A 19738-nucleotide genomic window follows, 5' to 3' on the forward strand; every position below is an offset into this window, starting at 1 on the left:
AGTTACAATTTCTACCACGCTAATAATTTCTAAAAAAGCATTAAATCTATGTTTTTCAACTATCTCAAAGTCAGCATCCGGAATATCCTAAAATATAAGGTGTTTTCTTTTATTAATGTTTTTGGGTTGGCTGTTGCCATGTCGGTTTGCATGCTAATTATGCTCATGTTGGCAGATCAGAAAAGCTATGACCAGTTTCATAAAAAGCAAGACCGGATTTACCGCATTCTTTCTTTAAGAACAGTGAGTAGCCAGCCTTCTGCTACCTCCTCTTTTCCGGTAGCCACGGCTTTAAAGGCAAACTATCCGATAGTGGTGGAAGCCACCAGGTTGGTATCGGGAGTGGGTGGAGATGCTGTTTATAACCGCAAAGCAGTAGAAATAAAAGGCTTTTTTGCAGATGCAGCGTTTTTCAAAATATTTGACTTTGAGCTGGAAAATGGAAACAAAATAACGGCACTTACTTCGCCTAACACCATGGTTATTACAAGTAAAGTGGCTAGGCAGCTTTTTCGCGACGAAGACCCGATTGGTAAAACGATTGAGTTTACAGATCGGCAATTAAGCCAGCAGGGGGCCACAAATGAGTCGGAACCGGTTAAATGGGGTTTATATACCATAACGGGTGTAATAGCGGATAAAAGTTATAAATCGCATCTAAAGTTTGATGTGCTGGTTTCGGCGGCTTCTTTGCCAACACTATATGCCGAGAACAAAGTACCTAACCTGAGTCAGAACTGGGAAAATTACTTTAGTAGCTGGACCTATGTGCTAGTACAAAATAAAAGTACCCGTGCCGACCTGGCTGCTGCGCTGCATGATTTGGCAACAAAAAAATACATGCACCTAGAGGGTTTGAAGGATTTTAGACTAAAAGAGCAAAGGCTGGCGGAAATTAGTAGCACCATGGTAAACAACGATATTTTGTTTCGGTTACCGGCCATAGCCTATTATTGCCTGGGCGTACTAGCTTTTATAATAATGTTGCTGGCCTGCCTTAATTATACTATTTTGTCTATTGCCCGGGCAGTAACACGGGCCAAAGAAATAGGCATACGCAAAATAAATGGAGCTAAAAGAAAGCATTTAATTTTTCAATTTTTAAGCGAATCAGTACTTACTGCCATACTGGCCCTTTTAATGGCGTGGCTGCTGCTCATTTTTATAAAGCCAGCTTTTAAAGGGTTATGGGTAAATAAATATCTTAATTTTGAATTGCAGGGTAATGTTTCTGTTTACCTTTTGTTTGTGGGTTTCGCCTTACTAATAGGGTTAATTGCCGGTGCTTTCCCAGCTTTTTACTTATCTAAGTTATTACCGATTAAAGTCCTCAAAAATGCTGAAAGTATGTTGCCCGGCAAGTTGGGGATGCGGAAAGTATTAAGTGTCTTTCAGTTTATTATTTCCCTGCTATTTATCACGACCTCCCTTGTTATTTACAATCAGTTTAAACATTATCTGGAGTTCGATTACCAGTTCTCATCCGGCAATATTGTTAACGTTGAGCTACAGAATAACAACTATCAGAAGCTAGTACAGGAGTTTAGTGCGGTACCGGGTGTATCCACCATTTCAGCCAGTAATATTATTCCGGCCACCGGTACCAATCCTGGTATCAGTTTAAAAAAACAAGGCAGTAAAGATGAGGATCTGAAATCGTTCCTGACTCTTAATGCAGACGAAAATTTTATTCATAACCTGGATATAAAGCTTATAGCAGGAAGCAATCTTCCTAAATCAGATCAGGCTTCTAATCGGGTTGTTCTGGTAAACAGAGCCACAGTAAAAGAGCTGGGTTATAAAAATCCAACCGAGGCTATTGGGCAGGTTTTAGTAACTAAAGAGAATACCAATCCTTTACAGATTATTGGGGTGGTAGAAAATTTTCGCGCCGATTTACCAATAAATACAGATAAGATATTGCCCTTGCTGATCCAAATCCAGGCTGCTACTTATAAATATGCCAATGTTAAGCTGGCTACTAATAATGTAAGCGGAACAATGGCAAAACTAGAGGAAAAATGGGCGGCCGTTGATCCTGTTCACCCTTTTAAATACGAGTTTTTTGATGAGCAGCTAGCGGCATCGCATCAGGCCATTTTTGATGCAGTTTCCATATTAGGATCGCTTGCTTTTCTGGCCGTTGTAATTGCCTGTTTGGGTATGCTGGGTATGGCCACCTACACCGCTGAAAGAAGAACAAAAGAAGTAGGCATCCGGAAAATATTAGGTGCTCGGGAATATAGTATCGCCTTCTTATTATCCAAAGAGTTTTTAGTGATTTTAAGTTTATCGGTAGTAATTGGCGCTCCTTTAAGTTTTGTCCTTAATAATTTGTGGCTACAGAATATTCCTAATCGCGTTCCTTTTGGATTTGGATCAGTGCTCCTGAGTTCTGTAGTCTTATTGTTGTTGGGGCTGGTAACCATAGTTTCCCAAACTTACCGGGTAGCCAAAAGTAATCCGGTAAGTTCTTTAAGAATGGAGTAGTACGTTTAAGAAACAGTAAAAGCCTGTTTCATTGCTTCTGATTTTCCCGAAAGTTTATTTACAATCTTATAATCAGCTGATATGTTATACAATTACCTGAAAATCGCTGTTCGCAATCTGTTGCGCCATAAGGTTTTTTCAGCTATCAACCTGTTTGGTCTTTCAGTAGGGCTGGCCAGTTGTCTGCTGATAGTGTTGTACATTTTGCAGGAGCTTAGTTATGATAAGCATCACGCCAAGGCTGACCGCATCTACCGGGTTACCCGGGATTTTATCAATCCGGACGGATCTGTTGGATTGCAACTGGGGAATGTAGCGCCTCCGTTTGGGCCATTGCTTAAAAGTTACTTTTCAGATTTGGAAGAGGTGGGCCGGATGCTGAAGTTCAGTTCAGTAGTATCGGTTAACCCGGAAAAAGCTTTTAATGAAGAAAATATTTATTTTGCTGAACCCAGTTTGCTGAATATTTTTACTATACCGGTATTGCGGGGCAATCCGGCTAACGTATTGAACGAGCCATTTGCCATGCTGGTAAGTGACAAGGTGGTGCAGAAGTACTTTGGTGATAAAGATCCGGTTGGGCAGGTACTTAAAATAGACGGGCAAATACAAGTGAAAGTAACCGGGGTATTCAAGGTATTCCCCGCTAATTCGCACCTGCATCCAGATTTTCTGGTGTCTTTTTCAACCCTGGAAGATGACAATATTTATGGCCGCAATAACCTGCAAAGCAATTGGGGAAGTAATAACTTTACTACGTATCTGCTCTTTCCCCAAAATTATCCGGTAGATAAAGTAGAAGCACAATTTCCAACATTTCTGGATAAGCATATTCAAGTTGATTCGAAGGCTGGTAAGAAGCCTTCGTCCTGGACTAGGTTAAACTTGCAAAAGCTTGCCGATATTCACCTGTATTCGCACCTGGATACAGAGCTGGAAGAAAACGGTAACATTACCAATGTGTAGCTATTTTCAGCAATAGCACTGTTTATATTACTTATTGCCTGTATCAATTTCATGAATTTATCTACGGCTCGGTCCTCGTTACGAGCCAAGGAAATTGGGGTGCGCAAGGTACTGGGGGCTTATAAGCGAAACTTAATCTGGCAATTTTTAAGTGAATCGTTATTATTTACTTTCCTGGCTATTTTGTTAGCGCTCCTGCTGGCCCGGCTGGCTATGCCGTTAATGAATTTATTAACCGGCAAAGAGCTTAGTTTAGCCTTTGACAACACCTGGCTCTTTGGTTTAGGGGTTCTGGGTTTGGCCGTTTTAGTAGGATTGGTTGCGGGGTCGTATCCAGCTTTATTCTTGTCCGGTTTTCAGCCGGTGCAGGTGCTTAAAGGTAAGCTGAATGTAGGAACCAGTGCAGTTTCGCTGCGAAAAGTATTGGTGGTGCTGCAGTTTTCTATTTCCGTGATTCTGATTATCTGCACCGGTATGGTATACAAGCAATTAAATTTTTTGCACAACAAGGCTTTAGGGTTAAATAAAGATCATATCATAACCTTACCTTATTCCGATGAAATGCACGAAAAATATGACGCCTTTCGGTCAGAACTAACGAAATACACTGGTGTTTTGGAAGTTGGTCGTTCTGTTGGCGTACCATCCGACCGCCTGCTCAACTCACATGGTAATCTCAAAATTAACAAAGGCGATAGCATTGTTCCTTCTCCTTTGTCCTTTCAGTATTTAAGTATTGATCATAAATTTATAGATACCTACAACATTAAATTAGTGGCCGGCCGGAATTTTTCTAAAGCTTATCCGACCGATGATTCCATGGCCTTTATGCTAAACGAATCAGCTGTAAAGCTGCTGGGTTTTGCCAGTCCGGAAGAAGCTATAGGCCGCAGCATGGAATATGGGCCTAGAAAAGGTAAACTGGTGGGAGTGCTGCAGGATTTTCATTTTGAGTCGATGCACGAGCAAATTAAGCCGCTGGTATTTCAGGTAGGTCAACGGTATACCAGGGCTTCGGTAAAAGCGAACAAAGAGCATATTCCACAGGCCTTAGCGCATATTGAAAAAACATGGCACCAGTTTCTGCCCGGGCGCCCTTTTGATTATCAATTCCTGGACGAAAGCTTTGGTCAACTTTATGAAGCAGAACAACGGCAGGGCAAGCTTTTCTTGCTTTTTGCCGGCATGGCTATTCTAATTGCTTGTTTAGGATTATTTGGCTTAGCTTCTTTTGCCACCGAACAACGCACCAAAGAAATAGGCATCCGCAAAGTGTTGGGGGCTACTGTTAGTGGTTTGGTTGGTATGTTATCGAAAGATTTACTCAAGCTGGTATTGGTGGCTAACCTGCTAGCCTGGCCGCTGGCCTGGTACGGTATGGAAAAATGGTTGCAAGATTTTGCCTACCGCACAACTATTTCCTGGTGGGTTTTTGGAGTAGCCGGTTTACTTGCTTTATTTATTGCTTTAATGACGGTAAGCTTCCATGCCTTTAAGGCAGCCATGGCTAATCCTGTTAAATCTCTGAATTGTGAATAATAGACAGGTAGCAAGTTTTAACTTTTTAAGTTGATAGGATTGATTTTCTAAATAACTGGAAATCTCCGTGCGCCAAGAATAAAGTTTGCGCACGGAGAAGTAAAAGGAATGGTTACAACCAAGGGTGCTTGTATAGCAAGTTAAGGTTGTAACCAAATTTTAAAATTCACTTTTTTATACTAGTAAAGTTTATTGTCAGATAAATTATATTAGAAGTTGGCATTAATTATAGCCAGGTAAATAGGCATGCCAAACGTAATATTAAAGGGAAAGGTAAAAGCCAGAGCCATTGGTAAAAATATTCCGGGATTTGCTTTTGGCACGGCTATTTTCATGGCAGCCGGTACAGCAATGTAAGAAGCACTGGCGGCTAGTACAGCAAACATAAACCTATTGCCAAGATCTGGGGTTATGGCTCCACTTAACTGCGCCACTATACAACCATTAACCAGGGGAATAAGTACGGCAAAGATGGCTGTAAACCACCCGCTTTTGAAGAAATCACCTAACTTGCGACCACTAACGATTCCCATATCCAGGAGGAATATGGCCAGAAACCCTTTAAAAAGATCAGTTGTAAAAGGCTTAATACCTTGTGCCTGTTGCTCGCTAGCTAGTAATCCAATAATCAAACTGCCTAAAATTAATAGAACACTGCCATTCGTAAAAGAGTGAGTTATTACTTGGCGTAAGCTGGTAGAGGCTTCTTTTTTGCCACCATATAATCGTATCAATACCACCCCAATAATAATGGCGGGCGCTTCCATTAAGGCCATTACAGCTACCATGTGACCACTAAACTCAAGCTTTTGCAACTCTAGGAAAGAAACCGCACTAACAAACGTTACGGCACTAACAGAACCATAAGCAGCAGCTATAGCACCTGAATTTTCTATACTTAATTTCCGCTTTAGTAAGAAGAAGCTATAGAATGGAATAGCGCAGGAAATAAAGACTCCAAATAAAACAGACCAGGCTATTTCCATGGTAAAGTGGCTATGAGCTAGTTCCTGGCCACCTTTAAAACCAATTGAAAATAATAAGTAAAGCGAAATGAATTTGGAAGAAGATGGGGGAATTTCCAGGTCACTTTTAAGGCGCACCGCTAATATTCCCAAGACAAAGAATAATAAAGCAGGGCTGGTAAGATTATCCGTTAATAAGTTCAAATTCATTTATCAGGGTATTTAGGGATTGGTTTATAGGTATAAGTTGTAATTTGTTTTCGGCCTTGTTGGTAATCAAACCTTTTATTTGCAGGTCATTATCCAAGATTGGGCCTATAAGCATTTGGTTGGCTAAAATTTCTTCCGCTTGCCGCTGCATATTTAATCTGGCCAGGTTTTTCTTTTGCTCTAGAAGGGTAGAACCCTCCATGATAGCATAATAATTATCTATCAACAGGTCCAGCATTACTCGCTCAGCATAAGTGCCAAATCCTTTTTCTTTTTCCAGAATACTATTCATAAAGGAGCAAGAGATGTCATTCACAAATACTAGTTCTGTAATATGCTCCCGTCGGATAAAATCTGCCACAGCCTCTACATAATCAATATTCCCAAAGTCAAATACTCCTCCCAGGGCAGTTAAAAAGAAGGCATTATGGCCATACTTGCTTTTAATAAAGGTTTCCAGGTGGCAGGTAGGACAAATAAGAAATAATTTATTTTTCATTTTTATTAAGGATTGCAAACGTCACAAAAGGTTGGATCTTCAGTAAATTTTTTATTAGGGTATTTTTCTTCCTGTGAGAAAGCACATTTCTGGCAAGTGTAAATCAGGCTCAACACCGATTGGGTTGGGGAAGAACAGAGACTGCAGGGTAAGCCAGTTGTGGTGGCTGTAATCCCAAAGCCAGGTGTTTTACATTGTGGACAGCATGTATTTATTATTTTTACTAGTTTTTGAGTAGCCTGCTTTATTACTGCCATGCGGGTTGGGTTGTATAAGGCGCGCATATCAGTTTCTACATAAGCAGCTCCGCTTTCTTTTACTGTTTTTTGGAAGGCATCTCTTAAGCTATCCCAATCAGTAATGCCTTTTATTATTCCATTTTGGCTGCCCTGAGCGGGCCTGATTATTAAACCATGAGCAGGAAACTGTGCACTCTCGGCAAAGGCAATTAATTGCGCTTCCGTATGAATGAGTTCACCAACAAAATTGGTATCCATACTAATTTCCCGGATAGTTATTTCCAGCTCGTGCTGCTTATCTACTAAGACTAGTATTTCTTCGTCAGCAGGTATAAAACCAAAAGCTGGATGTGGTCCAAAAGATCCTTCATTGGCAATGGCTAAAGTGCAGCCGGTTAATTCTATAGCCAATTGGCATTTTTTACGGGCTGTTTCTAAGGGATCAGTTGTTCGTTCTACTTCCCCGGTAAAGGTTCCCAGAATATCTGTATCTAAGTTTGCCGGTACAATGCATTTTACTCCCAGGGCCTGCTCAAGCAAAGGCGCCATTACCTGTTCTTTGTGGTGTTTGGTTGCTATTACCAGTTCCCGGCCGGAGAATAATGAAGGGTAAGGACTCATGTGTTTGCGTTATTTTTTAAGTTGTCTTTTGTTTTAAATGCAGTTCCTGGGATATTTCTTTAGTTGTACCTATTTGGCCTTACTTTAAGTTAATAGGTGGTTTCTGCTTTTTGACGGGACAAAATTCTGAAATCACTTCCATAAATTTTTATTTATATTTGTAATGAAATACATAAAAGTAATTTATGAATTATACGTTGCACCAACTGCAGGTTTTCTTGAGGATTACTCAAACACAAAGCATCACAAAAGCGGCGGAGGAATTACATTTAACGCAACCCGCCGTCTCTATTCAGTTAAAAAACTTACAGGATCAGTTTGAAATACCTTTAACAGAAGTGCATGGGCGCCAGCTTTTTATTACTGATTTCGGGAAAGAGATTGCCATTGCTGCCGAACGTATAATAAATGAAGTAGATGCTATTAATTACAAAACCCTGGCTTATAGAGGCCAGCTTACCGGTCGTTTAAAAATATCAGTTGTTTCTACCGGAAAATATGTAATGCCTTACTTTTTAGCTGATTTCTTGCAGCAGCACCAAGGAATAGAGCTAGCCTTGGATGTAACAAACAAAGCGCGTGTAATAGAAAGTATGGAAAAAAATGAAGTTGATTTTTCGCTGGTTTCTGTTTTGCCTGAAAATTTGCAGGTAGAAAAGATTGAGCTGATGCAAAATAAACTGTACTTGGTTGGAAATAAAGCACAAACAGTAAAGAGTAGATCCAACAGTAAAAATTTATTTAATGAAATTCCTTTAATTTATCGCGAAGCAGGCTCGGGTACCCGGCATGTAATGGAGAAGTTTATTCAGCAACACAACTTACCAGCCAGAAAAAAAATGGAGCTTACCTCTAATGAGGCAGTAAAACAAGCTGTAATTGCTGGTTTAGGGTATTCTATTATGCCTTTGATAGGGATTAAAAATGAACTCACCAACCATGATTTACAGATTATTCCGGTTAAAGGATTTCCAATAAAATCAATCTGGAGCCTGATCTGGTTAAAGAATAAAAAGTTTTCTCCTGTGGCTAATGCCTTTTTGGAACATTTGAAAACCGAAAAAGAAAGAATTGTAAAAGAAAAGTTTAACTGGTTAGATCAATATTAATAATATTTCATTCTTTAACTACAGGATTTCCTTATAGCAGGTACGGTAGCCATTAATAATATTTTTTGCTTTAAAATATATAAACAGCTTCTATTTTAAGTCGGGTTATAATTCCGGAATTTTGGATTTCCCAACATTTCTGGTCTATAATTGTTTTACTTCTTATATAATATGGAGCCAAAACTTTAAAGTAAGCCTTTTCTTAGCTTGATAGTATTGAGAAAAAAAATGATAGCTTTAGAAACTTTTATGATAGTAATACTATTATTAATGGAAGTTTTATATCTTTGTCTCAACAAAAGGAATTTACCTTAAGAATGGCTGCGAGCATCCTTATTAGTCTTAACCATAAATCATACCTGCGGGAGCCAGAAAGCACTGAATTAGGTAGAAAAATCATTGCTGAAAGTATTAAAATGATTGATAACCTGGGGTTTGAAAATTTTACTTTCAAAAAACTGGCTGCCAAAATCGGATCTACTGAAGCATCTGTTTACCGGTATTTTGAAAATAAACATAAATTGCTGGTTTATCTGGTGTCGTGGTATTGGGCTTGGGTTAAATATACTATTACTTTTCACACCCATAATATTCAGGATCCATGCGAACGCCTGTGCCGGGCCATTGAAGTACTTACCCAGGCAGGGCAAGATGAAGACCCTAGCATAGCCTATATTGATGAGCGTATTTTGCATCGCATCGTTGTTTCAGAATCATCTAAAGTTTATCATACCAAAGAAGTAGACGAGGAAAATAAAGCAGGTTATTTTTTAGAGATTAAATCTGTTTGTAGCTTTCTGGCAAAAATGGTGCAGGATGCTGCTCCGGAATATCCTTATCCTCATGCCTTGATTAGTACGGTTATGGAGGCTACGCTCCAGCAAATCTATTTCGCCAAACACCTGCCTACTCTTACAGATATAAAAAAGAAGGAGCAGGCTGTAGAAGAAACCCTGCCGTTTTTAAAGCACCTGGTTTTTTCAGCTATTGAAGGTAACTTAATGAAAATCAAAGCCGAATAATTTAATATGAAAGATAAAAGTGCACATTCGCATCCAACTCCTTTTCAACGCCTTTTGCAACTTCTTTCAATCGAGCGCCGGGAAATTATGTACCTGTATGCTTACGCAATAGCAGCAGGACTAATTAGTTTGGCGCTTCCTTTAGGAATCCAAAGCATTATCGGGTTCGTGTCCAGCGGACAAATATCAGTTTCAGTAGTAGTTCTGATTGTACTTATTGTGCTGGCTCTTTTGGTAGTAGGTGGCTTGCAGGTAATGCAGCTTTGGCTGGTAGAGTTTATCCAGCAGCGAATTTTTGCCAGAGCAGCTTTTGATTTTGTTTACCGGATTCCTCGTTTCCAAGCCGAGGCTTTAAATAAATATTACCCGCCCGAGCTGATGAACCGGTTTTTTGATGTGGTGTCGCTGCAGAAGGGGTTAGCTAAAATGTTGCTTGACTTCTCAACGGCTGTTATTCAAATTATATTTGGTTTGGTTCTGCTTTCGTTATACCATCCTTATTTTATCTTTTTAGGAATTGTTCTGGTTATTGTTTTAATATTTATAATCTACATTACTGGTAAAAAAGGGGTAGATACCAGTATAATGGAGTCAAAATATAAATATAAGCTGGTAGCCTGGTTAGAAGAATTGGCCCGTTCTATAAGTACCTTTAAACTGGTAGGTTATACTGACTTGCCGACTTCCCGCACCGATGAATATGTGAGTAGTTATCTGAAAGTGCGGAAAGAACACTTTAAAGTGCTGATGACCCAATATTTAAGCTTTATAGGTTTTAAAACAGTTATCACCGGTGGATTATTGGTTCTGGGCTGTTTTTTGGTAGTGCAACGCGAAATAAACATTGGGCAGTTTGTTGCCTCTGAAATTATCATCATTTTGATTATGACTGCTGTGGAAAAGCTTTTGATCAAGTTAGATACTGTTTATGATGTGTTAACCAGCTTAGATAAAATAGGACATGTAACGGACCTGCCGATAGAGGAGGTAACAGGGATAAAGTTAGAAGATTTACCTCTAAAAGCTGGTTTGAGCATACAAGTGCAAAATTTGAGTTATAGTTATCCGGGGTCTAAAAAACTTGCTCTTAAAAATGTAGATTTTTCTATTCAACCTTCTGAACGTATTTGTGTGGCGGGTAACAATAGTTCTGGTAAGAGTACTTTAATAAGTTTGTTACTAGGTTTATACCCCTCGTATGAAGGCAGCATCGTGTATAACGGTATATCGCTCCGCGACCTACATATTGGTAACCTCCGGAGTTTAACTGGGGATAATATTTCGAAAGAGCAGGTGTTTGATGGCACGCTTCTGGAGAACATAACGCTGGGCCGCCAACTGCCTCTTCCAGATGTGTTATGGGCTTTGGAGTTGGCTGGATTGAAAGATTATGTTCACAGCTTATCAAAAGGCTTACAAACTTACCTGACTGGTGGAAGTCTGCGTTTACCAACCGGGGTGGCTCGCAAGATTGTGATGGCCCGTAGCTTGGTACACCGTCCGAAGTTACTCATTATTGATAATTTTTGGGGAGATATGAGCCGGAAAGAGCGGATAAATATGATGCGTATTCTTACCGATCAACAATTTGAATGGACGCTTGTTGTGGTTTCGGATGATGTGGATATAATGCAGACTTGCGATAGGACCTTGCTCATGGAGGATGGACAATTAGTGGCCGTTGGAAATTTTGAAGAGATTCGACATCATGAATTATTTTTAGATTTAACAGAGTTAAAAGGTTAAGCAATGCCCGAAATAAAAGAATCAAATACATTGGATCAGGTTCATCTGGAATCTATGCGCCAGGTGCAAACACCTCGTCTGGGCCGCCAACTTACTTACTGGCTTGGTGGTATTCTCCTGGCTATAATTCTGAGTTTGTTCTTGCCTTGGACCCAAAATATTCGATCTACAGGTTCTCTGACAGCTTTAACGCCCCAAGATAGGCCGCAAACGGTAGAAGCCATTATTGCCGGACGAATAGAAAAGTGGTATGTTATGGAAGGTGCTTTGGTAAAAAGAGGAGATACCATTGTTAGTATAAGTGAGGTAAAAGAAAAGTACCTGGACCCTAACTTGTTGGCTCGTATTGAGGAGCAGGTTGAGGCTAAGCAGGGTTCTGCTCTGGCAAACCAAGACAAGGTAAAGGCTATGCAGGAGCAGATACAGGCGTTGCGGCAGGGATTAGTTTTTAGTTTGCAGAAAGCACGTAATAAAGTGCAGCAATCGCGTCTGAAGCTGCAAAGTGATAGTATGGATGTGGTAGCGCAGCGTACCGATTTATCCATTGCCGAGGCGCAATTTGCGCGTCAGCAAAAACTGTATGAGGAGGGGTTGAAATCACTGACAGAGTTGGAGCAACGTCGTTTGAAATTACAGGAAACGCAGGCAAAATTATTATCAGGAATAAATAAGTTTGATGCTTCTCGTGCAGAACTGCAGAATGCCCGAACCGAACTTAATTCCTTACAAGCTGAGTATGCTGATAAAATAGCCAAAGCGGAGGCCGAGCTGAATTCTACTCGTTCCTATGTTTTCTCTACCCAAGCCGAAGTTTCGAAATTGCAAAATGAATTTAGCAGTACGAAGGTGCGAAATCAGTATTATCATATACTAGCGCCACAGGATGGGTTTTTAGTAAAAACACTGAAAGCAGGTATTGGCGAAACCATTAAAGAAGGAGAGGCGGTGGCTACCATTATGCCAGAAAATCCGCAAATGGCCGCTGAGCTTTTAATAGATCCATTGGACCTTCCTTTACTTGAGCGCGGTGATCATATGCGTTTGCAATTTGAAGGATGGCCGGCCTTGGTATTTTCTGGTTGGCCTGGGGCAAGCTTTGGTACATTTGGTGGCAGAGTAGCTGTGATAGACAACGCCGGCACAAATGGAAAATACCGGATACTGGTGGTGCCTGATACAGAGCATGAACCATGGCCAAATGCTTTGCGGGTAGGCTCAGGCGTGAATGGTTGGGCTATGCTTAAAACTGTGCCAATCTGGTACGAAATATGGCGCCAGTTAAACAATTTCCCTCCTGATTACACTGGCAAAACAGATTCTGGAGCCAAGGGTAAAGAAGCGGCAAAAGATAAAGGGACAGTAGAGTATTAAGATCCAGTATGTTAGTGTTTCTAAATAAAAATTTCCGCCTGTTGCTGGCCGTTGCGCTTATACTTGTAAGCCAACTGCCGGTGAGGGGGCAAAATAAAGATTCAGTACAGGTCATTACCTTGCAGGATTTTCATAGACTTATTCTGCAATTTCATCCGATTGCCTCGCAGGCGGCATTGTTAAATGAACAGGCACGCCAGGAACTGCGAATGGCCCGGGGAGCGCTGGATCCGGTTATTAGTTCTAAACTGTCTGAAAAAGAATATGGAGGGAAAGAGTATTACCATATCTGGACCAATACCTTGCAAATTCCTACCTGGTTTGGGCCAGAGATAAGAGCCGGATATGATCAGACCCGTGGGCAATACTTAGATCCGGAGAAAAGAACACCAGCCGCCGGTTTAAGCTTTGCCGGTATTTCGGTTCCGCTTGGCCAGGGACTTTTTATAGATCAGCGCCGGGCGGTTATAAAACAAGCGGCCATATTTCAGGATATTGCGGAGGCGGAAAGAGTAAAGCTTATAAACAAGCTGCTGTTGCAGGCTACTAAAGATTACTGGGACTGGCTCATGAATTACCGGGAAACGCAACTGATTCAGGAATCGTTGGAATTAGCTGATTTCCGGTTGCGGGCGGTGCGTTCCCGGGTGCGGGAAGGAGATTTAGCGGCCATTGATACCGTAGAGGCTCTAACTGAGGTGCAAAACCGGCAGGTAATGTTGCAGCAGGCACAACTGGCTTATAATAATGCCCGATTAATGGTTGCTACTCACTTATGGGCACCTAATACTGTTCCCTTAGAGCTAAAAGAGCATACTGTGCCTGCCATAAAAGGTACAGAACTTACCTCGTTGCCTAAAGATTCAGTGGATCAGCTTTTACAAATTGCCAAGGCCAACCATCCTGATTTGCGCAAGCTTGTTTTAAAAGGCCAGCAGTTAGCGATAGAACAGCGGTTTGCGGCTGATAAATTAAAGCCTAAGCTCAATTTAGAGTATAATGTGCTCCGAAACGACTTTTATCTCAGACCCGATGTTTTAGACCGGCAATATATGGGGGCTAACTATAAATTAGGTGTAAGTTTTAGTCTGCCGCTTTTTCTGCGCGAAGAACGAGGTAAGCTTCAGTTAACCAAACTGAAGCAACAGTCGAATAATTTTGAATTAACCCAGGTTACCCGGGAAGTAGAGAATAATCTGCTGGCAGCTTATAATGAATGGCTGGCGCTGGAAGAGCAAATCAAGCTACAGGAGCGTATGGTTGTTAATGCCAATATTCTTCGGAATGGGGAAGTAACCCGATTTCAAAACGGGGAAAGTTCTTTGTTTTTGGTAAACTCCCGCGAAGTGAAGTTAATGGAGGCTCAGCTTAAGTTAAATGCCTTAAGAACAAAATACGCGAAGGCCAAAACAACACTTTACTGGGCAGCCGGGGAAATTACAGTAGATTAAATTATATTCTATAGTATAGTTTTTATTCCAAAGAAAGAAGAGCCCGTTGTTCTGAACACACGGGCTCTTCTTTCTTTAAGGTACTATTAGTAGATGCGTAAGAGTGTAACTTACATTTTATGTTTAGGCTCGTAAATAAGCCTTAAAAAGGTACTAAACCTTTCATTCTCCCTCCTGATAGGTATGCCAGTAACAATACCCACAAGTAAACTATTGGAAATGCCCACCCGCATCTGGGGCCTGATTGTCATATCAAAATCATCGTGCTTGAATTCCTTATTAAATTCAACGCCAATAAAGTTTCTGGTGCCAGGAATCATATAATGAAAATTAGAATTTACCTGCCATATGGTATGTATAGATTGGTCCTGGAAATGGTGTAGAAAAACCGGACCTGAATAATTTAAGGTATGAAAGTTATTGCCCCACCGTTTAGCTGCTATAAGAAAAGGGTTATAAACATTGCCTTTTACAAATACATCTTTCCCGTATCTGTTAAATTCAGTTAATTCAAATTCATGAATATAGCCTATGGCCATAGATGTTTTTCTTTTTTCTGAAACCAAGAAAGTCCATTGAGAAGCCAGTTTTATACTGTTTAGCCTACTGGATGGGGTGCCAATTTCACGATTATTGGTAGTTGGGTAATAAAAAGAAAAAGGTAATTCTACTTCAAACCCTAGCCTGTTTATAGGAGCAAATTCATATTCTACCAAAGCGCCATACATGTCGTAATTATTATTATCTGTAAGTCCTAATCCAACATTCCATTCCTGCTCTCCTTTTCTGGCTCCTAAATCACGAATTAAATCCACAAAAAGTGGCTCAGCGTGCAAAACTTTACTGGGTTCATGTATGTCTTCAACTTCCAGAATGTAAAGGCTGTCAAGCCGCTCGTTAATTACATCAGTACTATCAATAGTTTGAGCTTTGATGTTAAATAATGGTAAAAAAAGAAGAATTATACAGAATATTTTACGCATAAAAATTTAAGTAACCAATATTGCCTTGATACGACAAATCGAATTTAGATATTATTTTACTGGCTGTAACTAAAAAGGTAGTATCGCTCAGCTTATTTTTTTCAAAATTAAAAAATAGAAGAATTATAATAATTATAAGAACTACCGAAAAGATAAAATTTAATGTTCCTGAGCTTACTTGTAGGTAATAAGAAGGGTTTATCCATTCTATCAAGGTAAAACAAGAGCAGGTGCAATCTAAAAGAGGCAATGCAGCTAGCAAAAGATAGGGTTCTTGGGCCTGAGCGTCAGAGGTCAACTTATGTAAGCTCTGTGCTAAATGGTATTCCTGCTGTTGCAAAATCGTACAGAATTTGTATCAAAAACGTACATCTTAACGAGCTTGTTAATAAATATGAATAGGTAAGTTATTGATTTATAATGGGTTGTTGATGTGGCATTTAAATTTCATGCAATTAATAAAATTTATAAAACTATTAGTTCATGACAATGCGGTCACAAGCTCTTACTCTGGTTGCTATATTTTTGCTTCTTTTAACTTCTGACCCTGCGGCAGCTCAACATACCAGCGGACCATGGTCTCTGGAAGAATGTATCAACTATGCTATTAATAATAATGCAGATGTAAGAGCTAGCCAGCTGGATCTGGAAAGCAGTAAAGCAGCTCAGGTGCAGGCAAAAGCCAGTTTGTTACCAAATAGCCAATTAGGAGCTAATCACTTTTATAATTTTGGGCGATCAATAGATCCGTTCACGAATCAGTATGTAGAGGCGCAGATACAAGCCAATGATTTTAATCTGAATTCCAGTTTAGTGCTGTTTAATGGCTTACAAAAGCAGAACGTTATCCGGCAAAATAATTTAAGTGTAAAAGCAAATCAGGAATTTGTAGAACAGGCAAATAACACCGTTTCGCTAAATATTGCTTTAGCCTACCTGTCAGTACTGCAAAACGAGGAGTTACTGGAAATTGCTAATCGACAGGTAACTACTTCCCGCAGCCAGTCAGCCCGGGCAGAAAAGTTAGTCGCTGCCGGGGCTATGGCCTCCTATACCTTAGCTGATTTACAAGTACAAGCTGGTAATGATGAACTGGAACTGGTAAATGCACAGAATAATTTAATTACGGCAAAACTTAATTTAATGCAGTTAATGAACCTGCCTGCCACCACCGATTTTCAGGTGCAGAAGCTCAGTGTTAATGCTATTATTACGTCTGGATACGATAAATCTGATAACGAAATATATGATATTGCTGAAAAAACGCAACCTAACATATTAGGAGCAGATTTTCGGGTAAAAAGCACAGCCAGGGCATTGCAGGCGGCTAAAGGAACCCTTTTACCTTCAATATCCATGTTTGGGTACATTGGAAGTGCTTATTCCAGTGCTGCGCAAACCAGCCGGTTTGTAGCCGATGGAACAGGTTATACTACCCGCGAAGTTACATCTGCCACAGATTATGTTTTGATAAATGGAAATAAGCAACCCATTATTAGAACCGTAAATGAACCTAATGGCAGTTTGCAAAGCTTTTATTATTTCGATCAGTTACAATTCAACTTACGAAAATCGATAGGTTTAAATTTAACCATTCCAATTCTGAATGGCTGGCAAGCCCGCAACCGAATCAGTACAGCCGTAATCAATAAAAAACGTGCTGAATTTATTGCCAGTACAGAACGCATTAAATTGCGCCAAAATATTGAACAGGCTTTTGCTAATTTAACCTCTTCTCAGGCTCGTTTTCAAACATCAACTAAACAAGCTGAGGCCACGGAGATTGCTTATCAGGCAGCCCAAAAACGGTTTGAGAATGGTAGTACCCATTTCGTGGACTTAAACCTGGCCAAAACCAATTATGATCGGGCACAATCTAATTTGGTACGGGTAAAGTATGAATTTGTGTTCCGAAAGAAGATTCTGGATTTTTACCAAAATAAACCCATCACCTTACAAGAATAAATTGTAAAGCGACATAGCCAGTTTTAGTGTTTAGTCTGTGTTTTTATAAAATTAATAGCTGTTGGGAGTAATTCATTTTTAATATAGTTTCTCTTAAATTTCACAGCTATGTCAAGAGGTAGATTCCTGACGGGTATCTAAATTAAGAGCGGACCTGATAGTATTTGCTATAGATTTTTAGAAAACGATGCGAATAAAATGCCGTAGCTAACAGGTAGAAGGAAAGCTTCTGACACAAAAGAGCTATGGCAAGAGAAAAATTAAAAGGTAAGGATATTCTGGATTTAGGTTATCCGGAAAGTAAGGTAATAGGCTTAGCCTTAAACCTGATGGAAAAGTATTTTAAAAGCACCAGCAAAGACGACCAGCTGGCCATGCTGAATGATTTGTTTCATAACCCTGATAAATACCGCCATCATAAAAAGCTGGAAAAGCTGGTGCAGGAGCTTGATGCGGAGAAAGATAAAATGCGGGAAGTAAACCTGGCTGAAAGTCAGCTGGATTTTAAAACTTACGGCGCCGAGTATATTGAGCGGGGAGCAGTGTTGCAAATGGAAACTGCTATGAGTTTGCCCATAACGGTTGCCGGAGCCTTAATGCCTGATGCGCACCAGGGGTATGGGCTGCCAATTGGTGGGGTTTTAGCCACCGAAAATGCTGTGATACCTTATGGTGTGGGAGTGGATATTGGCTGCCGCATGTGCTTAACTCTGTACAATTTGCCGGTAAACCTGCTGGATAGAGACAAAAGTAAATTTAAACAATTTTTAAACGATAATACCCGGTTTGGGGCTGGTAACGGATTTGAACGGCCAATGGATGATCCGATCTTTGGTAGAAAAGAATTTAAAGAAATACCTTTATTAAAGGGGCTAAAACAAAAAGCGTATGACCAGATAGGCAGCTCCGGGTCTGGTAACCATTTTGTAGAATTTGGCATAGCTGACATTACGGATAAAAAAAATGAGATGGAGGTGCCGGTAGGTCAGTATTTAGCCGTTTTGTCTCATTCGGGCTCAAGGGGCTTAGGGGCTACCATTGCTAACCATTATACCAAGTTGGCTATGAGCACCCGTAAACTGCCGCCCCACGCTAGGCACCTGGCTTGGCTAGATATGGATTCAGAAGAAGGTCAGGAGTATTGGCAGGCCATGAACTTAGCCGGCGATTATGCTTCGGCGTGTCATCATCAGATACATAAACGCCTAGGAGATGCTTTAGGAGAGAAACCGCTTGCCCTAATTGAGAACCACCATAACTTTGCCTGGAAAGAAGAATATGAAGGGCAGGAAGTAATTGTGCACCGTAAAGGCGCCACTCCGGCTGGGAGAGGAGTATTAGGAATCATTCCGGGGTCCATGGCCTCTCCCGGCTTTATTGTGCGGGGAAAAGGCGTGGAAGAAGCCGTTAACTCTGCCTCACACGGAGCCGGCCGTATCATGTCGCGTCGCCAAGCGTTAGATACTATAACCCAAAAAGAAATAAAAGAAATTTTGGCTAAACATAATGTGGAATTAATAGGAGGCGGTATAGACGAAGCACCCATGGCTTATAAAGACATTAATCATGTAATGAAAAGCCAGGAAGAGTTAGTAGAAGTGCTGGGCACATTTACGCCGCGTATTGTGCGCATGGACCGCTAATTGTTTTCAGGCTAGAAATTAAATTTTATTTCAGATTTACAATATAATTTTGATATTAGCGCTATCTATTTGTCTACCAAAAATAAACACCTATGATTAATTCAGCGATTACAAGTTCTATTAAAACTAGCATGATTGCCTGCATGCTGTTATTGTATTCTTTTGTAAGTTTAGCTCAGGGCAATGGGGCCCCTGCCAGTCCGCCAGCCAGTGCATCTGGTAAAATTGGAACTACGGATGTTTCAATTAAATATAGTTCTCCTGCCGTTAAAGGCCGTAAAATATGGGGTGAGCTAGTGCCTTATGGGCAGGTTTGGCGTACCGGTGCCAACGAGGCTACTACTATTACTTTTTCTAAAGATGTAACGGTAGAAGGACAACCATTGAAAGCAGGTACTTATGCTTTATTCACCATCCCTACAGAAAATGAGTGGACAGTTGTATTTAATAATACTGCCAAGCAATGGGGCGCCTTTAAATACGACCAGGCACAAGATGTGCTACGGGTAAAAGTAAAACCAGTAGCTTCTAAAGAAAATAATGAACGCATGAAAATTGCTATAAAGCCACAAGGTAAGAGTGCTGGTGTAATAACTGTTTCCTGGGAGAAATTAGCGGTTCCGTTTACCGTAAAAGCTTCCTAGTTAATAAAAGTAAATTTTAATGAAGGCCTGCTGTATTAATACAGCAGGCTTTTTTATTTATAATAAGCAGTCACTAAAAATATAGTATTTAAAGTTACAAGTAATAAAGAATGAAGTAGGAAATGGTTGTCCGGATCAAACTAAGAATAACTTTTTTGAAGCATCAAGTGATCAGGCGGCAACATTCAACCTTACAACAGGAACAATTGTGGGGGTGCTGTTGCATTCTTACCAGTAGGAGCTGGTTAAGAATAAAGTTATATATCCTGATCAAT

The 19738-nt window shown here is 40.3% G+C and carries 16 protein-coding genes; 11 read left to right on the forward strand and 5 right to left on the reverse strand.

Features of this window, described 5'->3' with window-relative positions:
* Positions 1-48 precede the first annotated feature (48 nt).
* The 3 genes from ADHAQ_RS0114595 (at position 49) to ADHAQ_RS28705 (ending at position 4995) form a co-directional block, all read left to right on the forward strand.
* Positions 49-2490: an ABC transporter permease gene (locus ADHAQ_RS0114595; protein ID WP_026463565.1), complete on the forward strand. Its 2442-nt coding sequence runs from the start codon at positions 49-51 to the stop codon at positions 2488-2490.
* A gap of 81 nt (positions 2491-2571) precedes the next feature.
* A complete protein-coding gene (locus ADHAQ_RS28700; protein ID WP_245590618.1) occupies positions 2572-3456 on the forward strand; it encodes an ABC transporter permease in 885 nt (294 codons plus the stop codon).
* 18 nt (positions 3457-3474) lie between these two features.
* Positions 3475-4995 carry an ABC transporter permease gene (locus tag ADHAQ_RS28705; protein ID WP_342667303.1) on the forward strand — a complete coding sequence of 507 codons (1521 nt, stop codon included), beginning with the start codon at positions 3475-3477 and terminating at the stop codon, positions 4993-4995.
* A 209-nt stretch (positions 4996-5204) separates the two neighbouring features.
* Here the strand turns inward: ADHAQ_RS28705 and ADHAQ_RS0114605 are convergent, their stop codons facing one another.
* Genes ADHAQ_RS0114605 through ADHAQ_RS0114615 form a run of 3 tightly spaced genes read right to left on the reverse strand, consistent with a single transcriptional unit; the run spans position 5205 to position 7529 of the window.
* The gene (locus ADHAQ_RS0114605; protein WP_026463566.1) at positions 5205-6170 is read right to left on the reverse strand and encodes a sodium-dependent bicarbonate transport family permease; all 966 of its coding nucleotides are present in this window, start codon (positions 6168-6170) and stop codon (positions 5205-5207) included.
* Positions 6145-6669 carry a hypothetical protein gene (locus ADHAQ_RS0114610; RefSeq protein WP_026463567.1) on the reverse strand — a complete coding sequence of 175 codons (525 nt, stop codon included), beginning with the start codon at positions 6667-6669 and terminating at the stop codon, positions 6145-6147. The genes ADHAQ_RS0114605 and ADHAQ_RS0114610 overlap by 26 nt, the downstream gene beginning before the upstream one ends.
* 5 nt (positions 6670-6674) lie before the next feature.
* Entirely contained in the window at positions 6675-7529 is an 855-nt protein-coding gene (locus ADHAQ_RS0114615) for a DUF6671 family protein (protein ID WP_026463568.1), read from the reverse strand.
* A gap of 185 nt (positions 7530-7714) precedes the next feature.
* Here ADHAQ_RS0114615 and ADHAQ_RS0114620 point away from each other — a divergent pair, with 185 nt between their 5' ends.
* From ADHAQ_RS0114620 to ADHAQ_RS0114640, 5 genes are all read left to right on the forward strand, one after another.
* Positions 7715-8638: a LysR family transcriptional regulator gene (locus ADHAQ_RS0114620; RefSeq protein WP_026463569.1), complete on the forward strand. Its 924-nt coding sequence runs from the start codon at positions 7715-7717 to the stop codon at positions 8636-8638.
* Between the two features lie 317 nt (positions 8639-8955).
* Complete coding sequence (locus tag ADHAQ_RS0114625) at positions 8956-9660, forward strand: TetR/AcrR family transcriptional regulator (RefSeq protein ID WP_026463570.1); 705 nt, start codon at positions 8956-8958, stop codon at positions 9658-9660.
* Positions 9661-9666: 6 nt separating this feature from the next.
* Positions 9667-11406, forward strand: coding sequence for a peptidase domain-containing ABC transporter (locus ADHAQ_RS0114630; protein ID WP_026463571.1), 1740 nt, complete (start codon positions 9667-9669; stop codon positions 11404-11406).
* Positions 11407-11409: 3 nt separating this feature from the next.
* On the forward strand, positions 11410-12777 hold the full coding sequence (locus ADHAQ_RS25835) for an HlyD family secretion protein (RefSeq protein ID WP_051359945.1): 1368 nt from the start codon (positions 11410-11412) through the stop codon (positions 12775-12777).
* Between the two features lie 8 nt (positions 12778-12785).
* Complete coding sequence (locus ADHAQ_RS0114640) at positions 12786-14228, forward strand: TolC family protein (protein ID WP_034256837.1); 1443 nt, start codon at positions 12786-12788, stop codon at positions 14226-14228.
* 110 nt (positions 14229-14338) lie between these two features.
* On the opposite strand, the gene ADHAQ_RS25840 is transcribed toward ADHAQ_RS0114640, so the two are convergent.
* Together ADHAQ_RS25840 and ADHAQ_RS28355 are read right to left on the reverse strand one after the other, a co-directional pair.
* Positions 14339-15211, reverse strand: coding sequence for an HAEPLYID family protein (locus ADHAQ_RS25840; RefSeq protein WP_034256838.1), 873 nt, complete (start codon positions 15209-15211; stop codon positions 14339-14341).
* Complete coding sequence (locus ADHAQ_RS28355; RefSeq protein WP_169728004.1) at positions 15204-15551, reverse strand: hypothetical protein; 348 nt, start codon at positions 15549-15551, stop codon at positions 15204-15206. The genes ADHAQ_RS25840 and ADHAQ_RS28355 overlap by 8 nt, the downstream gene beginning before the upstream one ends.
* Positions 15552-15694: 143 nt before the next feature.
* Here ADHAQ_RS28355 and ADHAQ_RS0114655 point away from each other — a divergent pair, with 143 nt between their 5' ends.
* From ADHAQ_RS0114655 to ADHAQ_RS0114665, 3 genes are all read left to right on the forward strand, one after another.
* Entirely contained in the window at positions 15695-17176 is a 1482-nt protein-coding gene (locus ADHAQ_RS0114655) for a TolC family protein (protein ID WP_084523859.1), read from the forward strand.
* A gap of 245 nt (positions 17177-17421) precedes the next feature.
* Positions 17422-18819 (forward strand): RtcB family protein, encoded by a 1398-nt coding sequence (locus tag ADHAQ_RS0114660; protein ID WP_026463575.1) that lies wholly within the window; start codon positions 17422-17424, stop codon positions 18817-18819.
* Positions 18820-18911: 92 nt separating this feature from the next.
* A complete protein-coding gene (locus tag ADHAQ_RS0114665; protein WP_026463576.1) occupies positions 18912-19463 on the forward strand; it encodes a DUF2911 domain-containing protein in 552 nt (183 codons plus the stop codon).
* The last annotated feature ends 275 nt before the right edge of the window (positions 19464-19738 follow it).

This window comes from Adhaeribacter aquaticus DSM 16391 (assembly GCF_000473365.1).
Classification (GTDB): domain Bacteria; phylum Bacteroidota; class Bacteroidia; order Cytophagales; family Hymenobacteraceae; genus Adhaeribacter; species Adhaeribacter aquaticus.

What these genes read in the sequence shown, in the direction of transcription:
- ADHAQ_RS0114595 (WP_026463565.1), top strand. Translation starts at nt 49, where the DNA reads ATGTTTTTCAACTATCTCAAAGTCAGCATCCGGAATATCCTAAAATAT.
- ADHAQ_RS28700 (WP_245590618.1), top strand. Translation starts at nt 2,572, where the DNA reads ATGTTATACAATTACCTGAAAATCGCTGTTCGCAATCTGTTGCGCCAT.
- ADHAQ_RS0114605 (WP_026463566.1), bottom strand. Translation starts at nt 6,170, where the DNA reads ATGAATTTGAACTTATTAACGGATAATCTTACCAGCCCTGCTTTATTA.
- ADHAQ_RS0114610 (WP_026463567.1), bottom strand. Translation starts at nt 6,669, where the DNA reads ATGAAAAATAAATTATTTCTTATTTGTCCTACCTGCCACCTGGAAACC.
- ADHAQ_RS0114615 (WP_026463568.1), bottom strand. Translation starts at nt 7,529, where the DNA reads ATGAGTCCTTACCCTTCATTATTCTCCGGCCGGGAACTGGTAATAGCA.
- ADHAQ_RS0114620 (WP_026463569.1), top strand. Translation starts at nt 7,715, where the DNA reads ATGAATTATACGTTGCACCAACTGCAGGTTTTCTTGAGGATTACTCAA.
- ADHAQ_RS0114625 (WP_026463570.1), top strand. Translation starts at nt 8,956, where the DNA reads ATGGCTGCGAGCATCCTTATTAGTCTTAACCATAAATCATACCTGCGG.
- ADHAQ_RS0114630 (WP_026463571.1), top strand. Translation starts at nt 9,667, where the DNA reads ATGAAAGATAAAAGTGCACATTCGCATCCAACTCCTTTTCAACGCCTT.
- ADHAQ_RS25835 (WP_051359945.1), top strand. Translation starts at nt 11,410, where the DNA reads ATGCCCGAAATAAAAGAATCAAATACATTGGATCAGGTTCATCTGGAA.
- ADHAQ_RS0114640 (WP_034256837.1), top strand. Translation starts at nt 12,786, where the DNA reads ATGTTAGTGTTTCTAAATAAAAATTTCCGCCTGTTGCTGGCCGTTGCG.
- ADHAQ_RS25840 (WP_034256838.1), bottom strand. Translation starts at nt 15,211, where the DNA reads ATGCGTAAAATATTCTGTATAATTCTTCTTTTTTTACCATTATTTAAC.
- ADHAQ_RS0114655 (WP_084523859.1), top strand. Translation starts at nt 15,695, where the DNA reads ATGACAATGCGGTCACAAGCTCTTACTCTGGTTGCTATATTTTTGCTT.
- ADHAQ_RS0114660 (WP_026463575.1), top strand. Translation starts at nt 17,422, where the DNA reads ATGGCAAGAGAAAAATTAAAAGGTAAGGATATTCTGGATTTAGGTTAT.
- ADHAQ_RS0114665 (WP_026463576.1), top strand. Translation starts at nt 18,912, where the DNA reads ATGATTAATTCAGCGATTACAAGTTCTATTAAAACTAGCATGATTGCC.